The 15518-nt window shown below is 68.4% G+C and carries 16 protein-coding genes; 13 read left to right on the forward strand and 3 right to left on the reverse strand.

Features of this window, described 5'->3' with window-relative positions:
* Nucleotides 1–467: 467 nt before the first annotated feature.
* The 13 genes from NNI01S_RS34230 (at nucleotide 468) to NNI01S_RS03815 (ending at nucleotide 13727) form a co-directional block, all read left to right on the forward strand.
* Complete coding sequence (locus tag NNI01S_RS34230) at nucleotides 468–3866, forward strand: phage tail tape measure protein (protein WP_369689659.1); 3399 nt, start codon at nucleotides 468–470, stop codon at nucleotides 3864–3866.
* The gene (locus tag NNI01S_RS03760; RefSeq protein WP_245675959.1) at nucleotides 3863–4765 is read left to right on the forward strand and encodes a phage tail protein; all 903 of its coding nucleotides are present in this window, start codon (nucleotides 3863–3865) and stop codon (nucleotides 4763–4765) included. The genes NNI01S_RS34230 and NNI01S_RS03760 overlap by 4 nt, the downstream gene beginning before the upstream one ends.
* Nucleotides 4765–6396: a Gp37-like protein gene (locus NNI01S_RS03765; protein ID WP_063017541.1), complete on the forward strand. Its 1632-nt coding sequence runs from the start codon at nucleotides 4765–4767 to the stop codon at nucleotides 6394–6396. Before NNI01S_RS03760 ends, NNI01S_RS03765 begins: the two co-directional genes overlap by 1 nt.
* A gap of 8 nt (nucleotides 6397–6404) precedes the next feature.
* Nucleotides 6405–7445 (forward strand): hypothetical protein, encoded by a 1041-nt coding sequence (locus tag NNI01S_RS03770; protein ID WP_063017543.1) that lies wholly within the window; start codon nucleotides 6405–6407, stop codon nucleotides 7443–7445.
* A 10-nt stretch (nucleotides 7446–7455) separates the two neighbouring features.
* Nucleotides 7456–8532, forward strand: a complete 1077-nt coding sequence (locus NNI01S_RS03775; protein ID WP_063017545.1) for a hypothetical protein — start codon at nucleotides 7456–7458, stop codon at nucleotides 8530–8532.
* A complete protein-coding gene (locus NNI01S_RS03780; protein WP_063017547.1) occupies nucleotides 8529–9572 on the forward strand; it encodes a hypothetical protein in 1044 nt (347 codons plus the stop codon). The genes NNI01S_RS03775 and NNI01S_RS03780 overlap by 4 nt, the downstream gene beginning before the upstream one ends.
* Nucleotides 9569–10210: a hypothetical protein gene (locus NNI01S_RS03785; RefSeq protein ID WP_063017549.1), complete on the forward strand. Its 642-nt coding sequence runs from the start codon at nucleotides 9569–9571 to the stop codon at nucleotides 10208–10210. The genes NNI01S_RS03780 and NNI01S_RS03785 overlap by 4 nt, the downstream gene beginning before the upstream one ends.
* Nucleotides 10194–11015, forward strand: a complete 822-nt coding sequence (locus NNI01S_RS03790) for a peptidoglycan recognition protein family protein (protein ID WP_082853962.1) — start codon at nucleotides 10194–10196, stop codon at nucleotides 11013–11015. Before NNI01S_RS03785 ends, NNI01S_RS03790 begins: the two co-directional genes overlap by 17 nt.
* Nucleotides 11015–11287, forward strand: a complete 273-nt coding sequence (locus NNI01S_RS03795) for a hypothetical protein (RefSeq protein WP_063017552.1) — start codon at nucleotides 11015–11017, stop codon at nucleotides 11285–11287. The genes NNI01S_RS03790 and NNI01S_RS03795 overlap by 1 nt, the downstream gene beginning before the upstream one ends.
* Entirely contained in the window at nucleotides 11284–11556 is a 273-nt protein-coding gene (locus NNI01S_RS03800) for a hypothetical protein (protein WP_063017554.1), read from the forward strand. The genes NNI01S_RS03795 and NNI01S_RS03800 overlap by 4 nt, the downstream gene beginning before the upstream one ends.
* Before the next feature lies 1 nt (nucleotide 11557).
* A complete protein-coding gene (locus tag NNI01S_RS03805) occupies nucleotides 11558–12811 on the forward strand; it encodes a hypothetical protein (RefSeq protein WP_063017556.1) in 1254 nt (417 codons plus the stop codon).
* The gene (locus NNI01S_RS03810) at nucleotides 12808–13410 is read left to right on the forward strand and encodes a hypothetical protein (RefSeq protein ID WP_156511123.1); all 603 of its coding nucleotides are present in this window, start codon (nucleotides 12808–12810) and stop codon (nucleotides 13408–13410) included. The genes NNI01S_RS03805 and NNI01S_RS03810 overlap by 4 nt, the downstream gene beginning before the upstream one ends.
* Before the next feature lie 110 nt (nucleotides 13411–13520).
* Entirely contained in the window at nucleotides 13521–13727 is a 207-nt protein-coding gene (locus NNI01S_RS03815; RefSeq protein ID WP_156511124.1) for a hypothetical protein, read from the forward strand.
* 69 nt (nucleotides 13728–13796) lie between these two features.
* On the opposite strand, the gene NNI01S_RS34235 is transcribed toward NNI01S_RS03815, so the two are convergent.
* The 3 genes from NNI01S_RS34235 to NNI01S_RS03830 all read right to left on the reverse strand — a co-directional run bounded on the left by NNI01S_RS34235 (nucleotide 13797) and on the right by NNI01S_RS03830 (nucleotide 15198).
* On the reverse strand, nucleotides 13797–14327 hold the full coding sequence (locus tag NNI01S_RS34235; RefSeq protein WP_063045435.1) for a hypothetical protein: 531 nt from the start codon (nucleotides 14325–14327) through the stop codon (nucleotides 13797–13799).
* 148 nt (nucleotides 14328–14475) lie between these two features.
* Nucleotides 14476–14760, reverse strand: coding sequence for a hypothetical protein (locus NNI01S_RS03825; protein WP_063017564.1), 285 nt, complete (start codon nucleotides 14758–14760; stop codon nucleotides 14476–14478).
* Nucleotides 14761–14769: 9 nt separating this feature from the next.
* Nucleotides 14770–15198: a hypothetical protein gene (locus tag NNI01S_RS03830; RefSeq protein WP_063017566.1), complete on the reverse strand. Its 429-nt coding sequence runs from the start codon at nucleotides 15196–15198 to the stop codon at nucleotides 14770–14772.
* Between the last annotated feature and the right edge of the window lie 320 nt (nucleotides 15199–15518).

The raw sequence follows: 15518 nt of genomic DNA on the forward strand, positions 1-15518 counted from the left end.
CGCAGCCGCTCGTCGCAGCCGGTCGATCGGCTGGGCAGGCCACGGGCAACGCGATCGTCTCGGGCCTGGCTTCCGCGCAGGCCGGGGTCGAGCGGGCCGCCGAGGCGCTGCGGACGGCCCGCGAAAAGGAAGCGGACGCCGCGGGCAAAGTTCGCATCGCCGAGGAGAAGCTGAGGGAGCTGCGCGAGTCCGGCAGGGCCAGCGCCGCGCAGCTCGCGCGCGCCGAGGAGGCGCTCGCTACCGCGCAGCGCAACGAGGAGCGCGCCTCCCGCGCGACGCAGCGTGGCGTCGAGCAGCTCGCCGCCGCGCACCGGGCGCTCGAAAACGCCACCGACGACGCCGAGGAATCCACAAGCCGGTTCTCCCGTGCAATGAATTCCCTTGGCGATCGGCTCGGGCCCGCGGCGAAGCAGATGGCGGCAGCGGCGGTCGCGGCCGCCGGTATCGGCACCGCCATGGATACGGCGATGGAAGCGGTGTCGCGCGAGCAGAACGTCGACATCCTCGCCGCGCAGCTCGGCGCGACGCCCGAGCTCGCCGCCGAGTACGGCAAGGTCGCTGGTGACCTGTACAAGCAGGGGCTCGGCGAATCCTTCGAGGACGTCACCGCGGCGATCGGCGCGGTGCAATCGGGTTTCACCACCCTCGGGTCTGAGGGCGAGGCCTCGATCGAGCAGGTCACCACGCGGGCGCTGAACTTCGCCAGCGTGTTCGGCACCGAGGTGCCCGAGTCGATCCAGACCGCCTCGCAGCTGGTCAAGAACGGACTCGCTGTCGACTCGACGGCCGCGTTCGATTTGATGACGACCGCCTTCCAGCGCGTCCCGGCGGCGATGCGCGACGAGCTGCCCGAGATCCTCAACGAATACGGCACGAATTTCCGCGCGTTGGGATTCGACGGGCAGCAGGCATTCGGGCTGCTCGTCGACGCGGCGCAGCAAGGAAAATTCGTACTCGACAAAACCGGTGACGCGCTCAAGGAATTCACGATCCGCGGCTCGGATATGTCACAGGCGTCACAAGACGCATACAAGGCGATCGGCCTTGACGCCGCCGAAATGTCGCGCGCCATCGCCGAGGGCGGTCCGGTCGCACAGCAGGCATTGCAGAAAGTCGCCGCCGGGCTGCTCGAAATAGAGGATCCGGCCGAGCGTGCGAACACCTCGATTGCCCTATTCGGCACTCCGCTGGAAGATCTGTCGGTCGACCAGATCCCCGCGTTCCTCGGCGCGCTGAGCGGTGCGGGCGAGTCCATGACCGGGTTCGCGGGCTCGGCCGACCAGATGGGCGAGACGGTCGCGGGCAACACCGCGTCCAAGCTGGAGGTTCTCAAGCGCGAGATCCAGGACGGTCTACTCGGCGCGCTGACCGGCGCGGCCGACTGGATCGACCGCAACCGAGAAGTCGCCGTCGGTCTCGGGATCGCGCTCGGCACCCTCGGTGCTGCGCTCGTCACGGCGAAGGTCGCGGCCACCGGATACGCGGTAGCGCAGGGCGTCATGGCCGCCTCGACTGGCGCCGGTACCGCCGCGCTGGCAGGCAACAGTCTCGCGCTCGGCGTGTACACGATCGCGACCGGCGTCGTCCGTGGCGCAACGATGGCGTGGTCGGCGGTGCAGTGGCTGTTGAATGCGGCCCTGACCGCGAACCCCATCGGCATCGTGGTCGTGGCGATCGGCGCGCTCGTCGCCGGTGTGGTGCTGGCCTATCAGAAGAGCGAGACCTTCCGGGATATCGTCAAGGGCGCGCTCGACGCGGTCGCCAATGCTGGGCTGTGGTTGTGGCACAACGCCCTCGAACCATTCATCAATTGGTGGGTCGGTGCCGCGCAGTCCGCGTGGGAGGCCTTCACCTCGATCGGCGCAAAAGCCGGTGAGGCAAAGGACTTCATCGTCGGCAAACTAACCGACCTGACGACGTGGCTCGGTGATCTGCCGGGGCAAGTGACAGAGAAATTGTCCGGTCTGTGGACCGGGCTGACTACCGGATTCAAAACCGCACTGAATTCACTGATCAGCATGTGGAATAACTTCCAGCTGACTTTCGATTTCACGATTCCGGTAATCGACAAACACATCAATTTCACCATCGCAACCCCCGACCTTCCGCTGCTCGCCGGTGGCGGTATCGCCGGACGCACGACGGCGGGGCTGTTGTGGGGGCCGGGCACGCCCACGAGCGATTCCATCCTCGGCATCGACGAGAACGGGATCCCGACGGCGCGGGTGTCCAGGGGTGAGGGTGTCGTCGCCGAAGATGCCATGCGCAAGGGCGGCGCCGAGCTCGTTGCCGCGCTGAACGCGGGATGGGTGCCTCCGGCAGAGTGGCTGAACAACATGGTGCGCGGCGGCGCGCGCCTGGCGCACGGTCGCTACGACGGCAGCCTGCGCGGCATCGGGTTGGAGGAAGACAACCCGCTCGTCGCCGCGGTGCTCGGCCTGCGCTCGCTGCTGCATGACGGGGACTTCACCGGCAACCTGTCGAGCCTCGGCATCGAGGAGGACAACCAGGCGGTCTCGGCCGCGCTCGGGCTGCGGTCGCTGCTGCTCGGCGATTACGACGGCCGCCTCGCCGCGCTTGGGGTCGAGGAAGACAATCCGCTGGTCGATCTCGGGCTCGGTGTCGGCGGGCTGCTGCGCGGCGACTACCGCGGCAATCTGCGCGCGTTTGGTGTCGAGGAAGACTCCCCACTCGTCGACGCAGGCCTCGGCCTGGGCGGCCTGCTGCGGGGTGACTACACCGGCAACCTGTCCAACCTCGGGTTGGAAGAGGATCACCCGCTCGTCGCCGCGGCGCTGGACGCGCGCCGGTTCCTCGCCGCTCTGCCAGGGTTCGCAAACGGTGGTCTGGTCGAGGCGCAGAACTGGGTCCGCGGTGAGGATGGCAAGCCGTATCAGTACGGCGGCACGGGCAATCCGAGTTGGGACTGCTCCGGCATCGCGGGCGGCCTCTGGGCGAAGGCCACCGGCCGCAATCCCAACGCCCGCTACTTCAACACCGAGAGCGATTTCACGCAGTTCGGATTCCTCACCGGGCCGGGCGGTCCCGGGGACCTCACGATCGGCGTGAAGCGCGGCGGTGGCGGTCCGAATAGCCACATGGCGAGCAGGATCGGCGACCTCAAGGTCGAGTCGAGCGGCACCGACGGCGTCGAGGTCGGATCCGACGCGACGGATCCGTCGGCATTCCCGTTGCAGTGGCACTTCCCGATCCCCGGCAACCCGCTCGCCGAGGGTAACCCCGGCGCGCTCGGCGGCGTCGGCGGCGGTGCGGGCTCGTCTCTTGGCGGATCCACCGGGGGTGGTCCGGGATCGAGCGGCAGCTCGGCCAGTGGCGCGAGCGGCGGCACCCGGCCGAACGGGCCTGCGGTGCTGGTGTGGGTCGACAACATGCCGACCAACTTCGGCGGCACCGGTTCCAGCGCAGCCACCGGCACCGGGGCCGGCACGACCGGGACCGGTGCGGACGCTGGCGCTACGGGCACAGGCACGCCCGGCGCAGATGCGTCGAGCGCCTCGACACCGAAGCAGCACCCGTTGCAGGGGACGCCGATGTCCGGCGACCTGTTCACCGGTGACGCGCCGTGGTGGCAGCAGGACAACCCGTGGGAGTACCTGCAGACCAAGGGCGCTGAGAAGTGGCAGGCCACGCAGAAGGACGCCACCACCTATTTCGAGAACAACTGGAAAGAGATGCTCAACTCCGGCCTGGCCATGCTCGGCATGGGCGCAGCCGGTGGCGCAGTCCCGCCCGCGCCGACCTTCAACATCAGCGGCACTGACCCGATGGGCGCAGCCGCGGCTGTCGATCGCGTGCTGCGGCGCCGGACGCTGTCGCTGCAGATGGGGGGTGGGATCTCGCGATGAGGCTGCACCCCCTGCTCGCCATCGAGGCGACGAAACTGCTCTACATCTCGCCCGAGGGTCGACCCTGGCACCTCGCCGGGGTCGGCGCGGGCATCGAGGGCGTGGTGCTCGGCGACGGCCTCGGCGGCCACTTCGACATACCGGTGTCGCTGCTGCTGTCCGAGGGCGCGCGCCAGGACGGCGCGACCGTCCTGCGGTCGGTGCGGTCTAAGAAGGAAATCGACTTCACCGTCAGCGTCGGCGGCGACACGATCCCGCTGATCTTCCGGTCAGCGCGCCACTTCCACGCTGTGCACGACGCCTGGCTGCGCGACTGGTCGACGGACCGGCCGGGTACGTGGGCATGGTTCACCCGGCATCAGGGCTGGCGATTCCAGCGTGTGCAGCGGGATGGGGCGGTGGTGCCGCTCACCGGCATCGACCCGCAGCAGAACTACCACGAGATTCTCCAGATGTCGGCGCTCGCCGCCGACCCGGCGATGCGCTCGTTCGACGAGCCGAGCACGTGGACGAATGTCGACGGGCTGAACGAGGGAGTCGTCTACGCCCGTAACGCCGCCGACCAACCGGCCTGGCCGCGGTACACGATGAACGGCCCCGGCCGCTGGCATATCGGCGATCCAGTCGAGGGCGACGTGTCCCGCCTCGTGCAGACCCCGGTGATCGCGGCGGGTGAAACGCTGCGGATCAACCCGCACCCGCGCTACCGCACGGCCCGCGTCACCTCCGACGCCGCGCCATCGGGGCGCAACGTGTGGGCGCAGCTGGCCGGACGGCGCTGGTTCGCCCAGATTCCGCCGTGGACGAGTGTGCCGATCCCGGTCGCTGTGACCGATGGCGGCACAACGGAATCGAGCATCACGGTCACCGTGACACCGCGGTTGTCGAGGACGTACTGATGACGTGGGACCCGGCCGCCGAAGTGCGGCGCATGGACGCGCTCGAGCGGGCGGATGACGAGTGGCGCACCGACCAAACCGCCGTGGTCACCTACTACGACAAGTGGCTCGACGAGGTCGGCGAGGAAGGGCGATATCTCGATCTCCAGTTCTCCAAGCTGAAGAACCGCGCGGGCGGATTGAAGATGGCCTGCCCGCGCGACATGGTCCACTTCGACCATATTTTCAACAATCCCGACGGCGAAGATGCGACCATCCCGATCACGGTCGAAACCAAGGCCTACCGCTGGGATGGGTACATCACCAAGGCCTCGCTACTGCGTGACGCCAACGGCGTCGAAACCGTCGATATCGAGGCGATCCACTGCTGGAATCACGTTGCCACCACCGCGCTGTGGGCCTCACCGTTCGCGCCGATCCTGGCACAGTATCCCCGCCACATGATCCTCGTCGGCCCGGTCGAGGTCCTGTTCGGCATCTACATGTCGTGCAACACCCTGCGGCAGCAGTCGACGGCCATGCCGACGAAGTGGGCCGACGCGCCCGATTGGGTGGTCGGCGGCGGCGATGGCCTGTGGCCGATCGCGATCGTGCCGGTCGACATCCTGACCAACACGAGCAAGTGGGCCGCAGGCTCGGCCCGATTCGACATGGCCGACGTGTTCTTCGAGCCGATGCTCGACGACTCCGGCGTGATCGTCGAGGCCTCGTTCTACCTGCCCGACAAGGGCGACGAACAGCCCGCGCCCGAATGGTTCTGGCTGGACCGCAACACCGTCGTGCTGCGCACCCGCGATCACAGCGCCTCGGTCGGCCCGACCGGCACCCTGCTCGACGGCCTCGTGTCCTGGTTCGAGGACTTCATCGACGACACCTCGCCGGTGCGGTACCCGAATTTTGACGCACAGTCGGAATACGAAGCGGTGTACGCCAACTACGGACCGCTCGGCACCGCGCGCGGCCTGCCGTGGGTGTGGTACCGCGAAGGCGAATACAGCGGCCTCGGCGAGGCCCAGGTATCGCTGCACAAGCCCACCGCGACGCATGTCATCGTCGGCGGCAAGAGCCCGGGGTGGGTGAATGCCGGCATCGAAATCGTCATGAAGAACATGCTCAGCTGGCTGGGCCTGCTGATCGGGATCCCCGGTCTCGACAGCCTCTATCAAGGCCAGCTCGACGACGTGTTCCTCGCGTGGATGCAGTACGAGGACGTCGGCCGCACGCAGCGCGCCGGGCCGTTCGCGCCCAAGGAATTCGTCGCGACGAACTCGCAGAAGGCCTTCACACTCGACGGCCTCATGGCAGGCCGACAGGCGCTGCACACCACCCGCGGCTACACCGCGAACTCGGTCACCGTCGCCGACGGCGCACCGTATCTGCCGGGCAAGGACTTCGACATCGGGCACCAGATCGGGTTCGAGGTCGGACAGCAGGTGTTCACCGACTACGTGACGGAGATGACCTTCACCGACGACCGCACCGGCGGCGGCCGCTGGACGCTCAAGATCGGCGACGGCGCCGATGAGGAAGACACCGTCGTCAAGGGATGGGCCCGCCTCGGCAGCCTGGCGACGATCGTCAAGGCGCTCAGCACGGACGTCGGCGCCGACCTCGATCTCATCATCTTCTAGGAGGTGCGTTGTCCGACATCGCTTTTCCCGCACGCCTGACCGCTACCCGCGACGTCGACCTCGACGGCCTGCCGATCCTCACCGCCACCGTGACACCGGACCCCGAGGCGGCCGCGCTGCCGCTGCCACCCGGACCGCCCGGACCACAAGGGCCCCGCGGCCGCCCCCGCTCCACATTCGTGAAGGCGGGCACGATCGCCAACGCGGCCGCACGCCCGACCGGCCTCGGCCCCGACGACCGCGGCAAATGGTGGCACCGCACCGACGACAACGGCATCGACCTCTGGGACGGCTCGGCATGGCATCACTCGCCCGGCGCCGTCGGCGTACAGGGCCCCGTCGCCCCGGCCGCCACCATCGCCGCGGTCACCACCACCCACGACCCGGCACTGACCACACCGGCGCTGCGCATCTCCGCCGACGGCGCAGCACTCACCATCGCCGCGACCGCCCCCGCCGGTGTCCCCGGTCCAGCCGGTCCGGCTGGCGCGTCCGGCTCGATCGCCACCGCACTGGACTACGACAACACGATCGGCCCGACCCAGCGCAGCATGTTCGCGCTCAACCTCGGCGGCCGCCGCTGGTCGGCGACCGCGCCGCCCAACGGTTTCGGGCCGTGGTCATGGTGGGACACCGACCTCGTCGCCGACCAGCTGGCCAACATCGACCAACTCATCGCACTCACCGCAACCGTGCCCGCGCTGCCGTTTCGCTGGCGGCCGATGGTGTGCGGGAATCTGTCGACCTACTGCGCGTCCTCGACCACGGTCACCGCCGAGGTGCGAGTCCGCTTGGGCTCAGCGACCGGCGTCATGGTCGCCAGCGGCGCAGGCCTGCGCGCATCCACCAGCCAGTACCTCATGATCCCGTTCAACCCGACCTACGGCGACGAGGGCACGAAGCCACTGTCGCCGAGCTCGACATACGCCACTGTCCCCCCGGGCGTACCGGGCACGCTGCTGCTCACCGTCGAGCGCGTCGGCAGCGACTCCAACATCGGCTACGCGCGCGCCCGCGGATCGCTGACCGTGTGGGCCCAACCCGTCTAGGAGGCCACCTGTGACCACTGTCGGCGAGTACTTCGCGGGCGCTCTCATTCGCGGCATCGACGAGGGCATCGGCAACGAGGGCATCGTCCAATCGCTGCACGTCACCCCAGCCGATGGCGCCCTCGAACTGCCGATCGGCTCCATCGGTCCCGACGGCGCCGTCGGTGCGGCCGCGATCCCGTTCCGCTGGGAGGGCGACGTCGCCGACGTCGCCGCCCTGACCGCGCTGTCGGCGAACCTCGGTCCCGTCCACGCGGGCAAGGCGTGGCGGGTGTTGTCGACCAACGCGCTGATGTACTGGGACGGCAGGGTATTCGAGATCTTCCCCGACGCGTTCGGCGGCACCGGCCCGCAGGGCGTACCGAACTCGCTGTCGATCGGCACCGTCACCACAGGAGCTGCAGGCTCCGACCTCGTTGTCAGCATCACCGGTGATCCGCCTTCGCAGGCGGTGAATCTCACGGTGCCGCGCGGTGTGCAGGGCGTGAAGGGCCCAGACGGGCCGCCCGGCCCGATCACCGGCGCCTCCGACTTCAACGGTGCGGTGACCCGGACAGAGGGCATGGTGCCGCTGTGGTCGGCGGCAACGTCGAAATGGGTACCGACGCCGTATCCCGGTTGGCGCGGGCCGTGGACGATCACCGAGGGCGAGGCATGGAACGGCGCGGCCGGTTTCGTGGCCTCGGCGTCCGGCCTGTCGACCTCGCCGTTCACGATCGCCCAACTCGCCATCCCGGCCCAGGACACCGCCTGGCGGCCGTTCGTCACCGGCGGCGCAGTCGTCCGCACGGCCGCCGGTGACGCCACATCGCGCGTCGACATCGAGGCGTGCATCGGCTCGGCGAGCGGTCAAATCGTCGCGCTCGGCGTCGGCATGCCGTACGCGGTCGATGCCTTCGCCCGGATGCAACCGCAGTTCCAGACCTCGGCGATGACGCCGGCCTCATCGGTCGGCGTCATCGCCGCTGGTGTCGCGACCACCTTGCACATCGTGATCCGGCGAAACCTCGGCACTGCGAACTTCAACTACACGCGCACCGGCGCGCACGTCGCCGCGTGGGCCGTGCCCGTGACAGGAGCACCATGACCGAGGTTTACGACGAGAGCGTCTCGATCACCATGCGCTCTGTGGACGATCCGGTCGGCCTGCCCTACACCGTCCACCCGCTCGAGGTAGTCGACCGCGAAGTGCTCGTCGAGCTGCGCGAGGGCCCGCCGGGCGGACCGGGCCCGCAAGGCGCGCCCGCCTGGCCCTGGATCTGGCAAGGCGACGTCGCCGACGCCGCCGCGCTCACCGCGATGAACCTCGGCACTGCCGATGCTCGCAAGGCGTGGCGCGTGGTCGCTGAGAACGCGATCTACTTCTGGACCGGTATGGACATGATCGCGTTCGCCGCGGCATTCCAGACCCCCGGACCGCAAGGCGCACCGGCCACGCCGACTGGTTCGGCAGTGGCCGGTGCGGTCGGATCGTCGGCGGCCGCGGCTTTCACCGGAACCGCGCCGACGCAGGCGCTCGAGATCACGATGCCGCGCGGCGCGGTCGGGCCGACCGGGGACCCCGGCGAGGCGGGCAAGATCTCCGACGCCGCGGATGTCGGCGACCTCGCCGCAGCACGCCAAGGGTCGGTGCTGGCGTGGGCTGCCACGCCGGGGGAATGGCAGCCGATCCCGGCGCCGCGACTCGGTGGGCCGTGGGCGATCGCCTCGTCGCAATTCATCGGCGGGTCGAACATCTCGGCGACGACGAAAACCGTCGCGACGATGACGATTCCGGCGCAGCCGATCGCCTGGCGGCCGCTGGTCCTCTCCGGGAACATCACCGTGCAGGTTCATGTGAGCGCGCTCAACGAGGCGCACGTCGAGATCGAGATCCGCCTCGGCTCACCCGAGGGCGAAATCATCGGGTTCGGCTACGGCACTGGTGTCGCCAACCGCTATGAGGTGCAGCTGTACCCGCGATGGGAGCACGCCGTCACACCCGCCAGTGACCTCGGCGTCGTCGGCCCGTCCGAGACCGCCGTGATCTACGTGATCGCCCGAAAGATCGGCGAGCGCAACTACTCGATCGTCACCACCGGCGCGCAGCTCGTCGTCGCCGCACAACCACTGATGGAGCAGCCGTGACCGATACGCCCGAGCCCGAGGTGCTGCGCACCGTTGTCACCGAAGCGGGCCGCAAGGAACAGGAGCGCATACAGGCGCAGCAGCAGAGCGCGGCCGAACGGGAACGGATCACCGCGAAGTACCGCGAGTTCGCCAAGATGGCGTTCGACGGCAAGCTGCCCGACCCAGGCAAGGTCGAGCCGCTCGACCCCGCCGTCGTCGACCTGCTCTCGGATCTGGCGATCTTGCACCTGCCCGAGTGGCGCAACAGCGCGGGCCGAAAACTCGCGGACGCCACCGTGTTCACCCTGCCGAGCTCGGCCCGCGTCGCCGCATACCTCGTCGAGCGCGGCTGGCGGCGCGACCCCGCACACGAGCGGATCCGTTGGGTACCGACACCCGGCGGTCTGCCAGGTCCCCACGACCTCGGCCTGCACATCCGGCCCGACCCCGACACCGGTGAGTGGCCCGCACCCGATCCCGAGACGTTCTGGGACGTCGACGAAGTGAAGGTCTCCCAGCTCCCGGATGGCAGCTGGAAAGCAGAACACCCCCGAGGCCTCGGCTACCAGGCCGCGACCAAGAGCGAGGCGCTTGCCGGGATCGTCGAGCGCATCCGCGAGAAGATCAAGGAGGCCCAGAATGGCATGGACCGGTGACCCTGTATGGCTCGCTGATGTACTGCGAGCCGAGGGCCTGGCCGTCGTCGAGCACGACGGCTGGCGCGACCGCGGGCACGGGGATTTCCGCGACATCCGCGGTGTGATCTGCCACCACACCGCCGGGGGAGGCTCGAACGACTGGCGCATCGTGCAGAACGGCCGCCCCGACCTGCCCGGCCCGCTCGCCCAGCTCGTCCTCGAGCGGGACGGCACTTATCGCGTGATCGCGGCAGGCGTGTGCTGGCACGCCGGGCGCGGCAGCTGGCCGGGATGGCCTACCAACGACGCGAACTTCCACACGATCGGCATCGAGGCTGTGTCGCGCGGCGACGGAACCGACTGGACTCCAGCCCAACTCGACGCCTACAAACGCGGCTGCGCTGCCATCCTGCGCCGCATCGGCCGCGACGCCGACGACTGCGTCGGACACCGCGAGTACAGCAGCGAGGGCAAGATCGACCCGACCGGAATCGACATGATCGCATTCCGGCGCGACGTTCAGGCCCTCATCGACCACACCCCCGGCCCTGATGAGGAGGACACAATGCTCGACGCACTGATCAAGAACTTCCGAGGAACCGCGCTGAAGTTCCGAGACCTGTTCTGGTGGATGGACAAGAACACCAGCGAGACCCACGAACAGATGCTCGGCCCCGACGACGGAAAAGGCGGATTCAAGGGCTGGGGCATCCTCGGCAAGTCCACGGTCGATCCGAAGCGGGACAACACCGTCGTCGAGGCCCTGGCCGAAGTCCGCAACGACGTGGCCGAGATCAAGCGCGCCCTCGCGGGCGGCAAGTGATGGGCCGCCACAGCGCCGAGGATGCCAGCCAAGTCCGCTATCCGTGGCGGACCGTGGTGCGCACCGCCTTTCAGCTCGTCGTCGGCCTGGCCGCTGCCATGCCGATGTTCATCGCCTCGACCGGCCTGCCGACGACCGCAGCGGGCATCGGCGCGGCCCTCGCGGTCTCGGCCACGATCACCCGATTCATGGCGATGCCCGCGGTCAACGCGGCCATCGCCACATGGGCACCCTGGTTGGCGGCCGAGCCGCGGGCAGGCGACGCCCCGTGAACCCTGACCAGATCGCAGCTATCGGCGCGATCGTCGCCGCGATCATCGGCGGCGCAACGGCCTGGCAGGGGAAGCGCGTCAGCGAGTTGCAGGGCCGAATCGAGAAACTCGAGGACGAGCTCGAAGCGGCGCACGCGATCGGTCGCGCGGCAATGAAGTACATCCGCAAGTTGTGGCGATGGAGTGATCAGCGCGACATCGCGCACCAGCGCGGCGTCGAACCACCGCCGCAGCCGGAATTGCCCGAACTGCTGAAAGACGAGGTGTGACATGGCTGATCTCGCACCGCTCAAGCACGGCAAGGTCGTTGGCCGCTTCCTGGTGAACACCGCTGACGGTCCCGACATCGGCGACCTTCCCGAATTCCAGCCGCTCACAGGCACGCTCACGTTCACCGCTGAGGTGCCCAAGGTGCTCGTCGCCGGTGCCCTGCCGAACCCGGCGACGTACGTACAGCTGCCGCAGCACTACGTCGCCTCACTCGACGAGTTCGGGTATCTGACCTGGCGCGGGAAGCGCGGCATCCGCCTCGTCGCCCCGGGTGCCGAAACCAATCCGGCGGACTGGACGTGGCGCGTCGATTTCGATCTGAGCTACGACGGCGACCGAGTGCCGATCGCGCCGTACTCGTTCGCTGTCACCGAGTACATCCCCGGTCCCGACCCCGAGGATCCCGATACCGGGTCGGAAGGGCTCGTCGATCTCACTCTCGAATCGCCGATCCCGTCGAGCTCGGGCACCGCGATCGTGCGCGGCCCCCAAGGCGAAGGCCTGCAGATCGACCGCCGGGTCGCCACCTACGGCGACCTTCCCACCACGCCCGCCGAGGGCGACGGCGCGCAGTATGTTGTCGCCGCCGACGGACTGCTGTACGTCTACCGCACGGGCACCGGCTGGCTTCCCGACGGCCAAGGTGTGGTGATCCGGGGGCCGCAGGGTATGACCGGAGCGACGGGCGCCACCGGGGCGACGGGCGCTACAGGGGCGCAAGGCCCGCAGGGCGTGCCGGGCCCGCCGGGCACCACCGATTGGTCGGGCATCACCGGCAAGCCGTCGACATTTCCACCGACCATCGGATCCACCAGTTCGACCGCGGTGGCCGGGAACGACCCGAGGCTGACCGACGCTCGCACACCCACCGCTGCCGGGCAAGCGTACGACTTCACGATCAAGTCGCACATGGGGGCGCGGGCGAGCGGGGGAGGCAACGTCATACCCGAGGGCGTCCTGATCGACCGCAACATCTCGATTCAGCAGATCACTATTCGAGGCGAATCGGCCGGCACTGGCAATCTCGTGGTCGAGATCCGCAAGAACGCCAGCGGGCGCGCGGACGCCGGTACGTCAACCGGGATGCCCTCGGGCATCACGATCACAGCAGCCAACCACGCGGCCGACACGGTCGTGACTGCGGGTGGTCCGTGGGCTGTGGCTGCGGGCAGCCGAATCGTTCCCTACATCGTGACCCCAGACAGCCCGGCGGGGAACGGTCTGCAGGTCGCGTTCAAGGCAGTTACGACATGATGTTCGTCGTCGCCGGTGCACCGACTGCGCTGAACCTGACCGACGATTTCAACCGCGCGAGCCTCGGCACGGACTACACCGTGTTCGGCAGCGCGCCGGTGGTTTCCAGCAACCGCGCGCAGGCCGGAACACCAGCGGCGAGCACCACCGTCATCTACGCGGCAGGCCACAACACCCCGTTTAGCACCGACGGTCAAGAAATCGAATGGATCCCGATTGCGGCGACTGCTGGGGCCTCGCACGCCACGATCAGCAGCGGCTGTTTCCTGCGCAGCACAACGAGCGGCGATCGCGTCGAGGGTCTGACCACATCGGGACAGGCGTTCATCGTCACGCGAATCGGGGGCGTCGCAACGCAGCGGGCGTCGGCGCCGATCGGCACGCCGACCGCCGTCCGTCTGCGCGCATCCGGCAACGTGTACTCGCTGTACGTGAGCGGTAGCGCAACCCCATCGGCGACGTGGACCGACACAGGCGCGGTGATTCCCATTGGTCCGACCACCCGGACGTTCGGGATCGTCACTCCGGCACAAGCCGACTTCGCCGGGAACGTGGCGCGCGGGTACGCGATCGACCAGTTCACAGCGCGCGATATCTAGGGAGGAACATCGTGGCTGCTACAGCAATAATGGGCCCGCTATGTGTACGGGGACAGGCTTCCGACGGTGGACTCGGCATCGTCCAACCGTGGGCGGTCGCGTTCGCGCTGGTGTTCATCGACGGTTCGATCATTCGAGACGAGTACGGCAACGGCCGCGACTGGGTCGCGCAAACACAGGTCGTCGGGTCGGACGTAGCCGGGACCGGACTGCGCGAGCGGCTTGAGGCGGATGTGATCTCGCAGCTAGCGGCCGCCGGAGAGATCTCGGGCGGCGAATCGGTTCAGTTCACCTGGACTGACCGCGATCTCGCCTGACCGGCAACGTGCCGGAACGACCGCGCCCCCTACTCATCCGAGCAGGGGGCGCGTTTCGCATGTCTCGGTTCAGCGGCCGACGATCTCCCACCGCGCGTTCTCGGCTGCGGGCGACGGCTTGCCGTTCCACAAGTGGACGGCGTAATCGCCGTCCTTGAGCTTGGCCTCGTCCTTGTAGTCGGCGCTCATGTCGGCGACGTACAGCGCGAACGTGCGCTGTCCGAGGGGCGTCGGTTTCAGCGCGGCGGCGATGCTCGTCGCGATCGGGCGCAGCGCGTCGGCGTCCGTCGAGCTGGGCACGCACAGGTCGAGGGCGACGCCCACCTTGCCCGGCTGGCTGCTCTGCGTGCTGACGCGCCCGGTGACGACCTGCACGCCCGCTGGGAGTTGCAGCCCGGCCGCGAACTCGGCGAGCTCGGGATCGGAGATCGCCCGCGATGGGTAGCAGGCCTGGGCTGTCGCGGGCGCCGTAGTTGCTGCCGGTGCGGCCGATGCCGAAGAAGAGTGCGCAGCGTGGTCGTCCTCAGCGCTCGTCGAGCTGCAGGCCGCGACCGCTACGGAGGCAGCGGCCAAGGCCAGAACACTTGCAACGGATTTCATGAATTCCCCTCATCGGCGCGCAGTGACGCAGTTGTCGTCGAGTGTGTCGTTGGCGTATCGATCTGTGCTACAGAATGCCGGAGCTCGGACGCAGAGCGGCCCCACCCGGAAGGGGATCGGGTGGGGCCGCGGTATCCGGTTTACCGGTCTACATCTCCAGTTTCGCCAGCATCCAAGTGCCGACGGCATCCATGTCGTCTGCGGAGATGGTGCGCGTGTAGTGCAGCGGTGGGGTTATCCAGCGGAGCTGACGCCATCCACTGGCCGGACGGATGACCCATCCGCCGTATTCACGGCGAGCGTGCCACTGGTTCTCTCCGGTGTAGCCGGGCGCGCGGGAGACACCTCGGACCCAGAGGTACAGGGTTTGGCGCAGCCAGAGCCAGCGAGTCGACCATGTGACAGGGCCGCTGCTGAGGTAGAGCAGCTTCACGGGGTCAACCTAGCATTGGATGATGGCCGGTATGGTCTCCTTGCGGCTCTCGCTCGTCCCGGTGTCCCAGGTAGCCCGCATGACGATCTTGCCCTGCCACATGCCGGGCACGCAGTCCAACGCCATCGTGGCAACGTGACGTGTGGGATTCGGGATATCGGTGATAATGGCCGGGTCCCCTTTCGGCTTCGGGTTGCTGGTGCCGGACCGATGCCACAGCTGCAACGTGAGGTGGAACTCGAGCGGGGCGGGGTCGCATTTCACTGTTCCGCCGACGACGACGGCGTTGTGCAGTAGGTAGGGCTCCTTGTTGAAGGCGAACGTGCAGGAACGGTCGACTGCCTGCGCGACCGGCGCGGTGGTGAGCGTCTGCCCGCCGAGCAATGCGGCGCTGACAGCGACAACCGTGACGGCTGCCCGAATCGCGTTGTATCCCATGGATATCCTCCCTTACCTACTGCTCCCGCACACCACGGGAGAGGTCAGAACCGCCCCCTGCGGCGGATGGTCAGTACTCCCGCGAGGTATCAGGCCTCATCCGGCCCGCGCTGATCAGGGTTTGCCGTGCTGCCGCCTTACGGGGGCACTCGTCTGCACGGCACCCGCGATGCCGTTGCATCGTCATGTGCGCCTCGTTGACGCTCAAAGGACGGTCCGGCGCCTCGTGCGGCCAGCCGCTGGGCCACAATGCAGCGTCAGCGGGCCGGGCGTCCTTGGTGTCGCTCCGTTGGCGCTCGGCTCTCCACTCGGCCTGCACG

It is taken from the genome of Nocardia niwae NBRC 108934 = DSM 45340 (genome assembly GCF_001613465.1).
GTDB classification, from domain to species: Bacteria; Actinomycetota; Actinomycetes; order Mycobacteriales; family Mycobacteriaceae; genus Nocardia; species Nocardia niwae.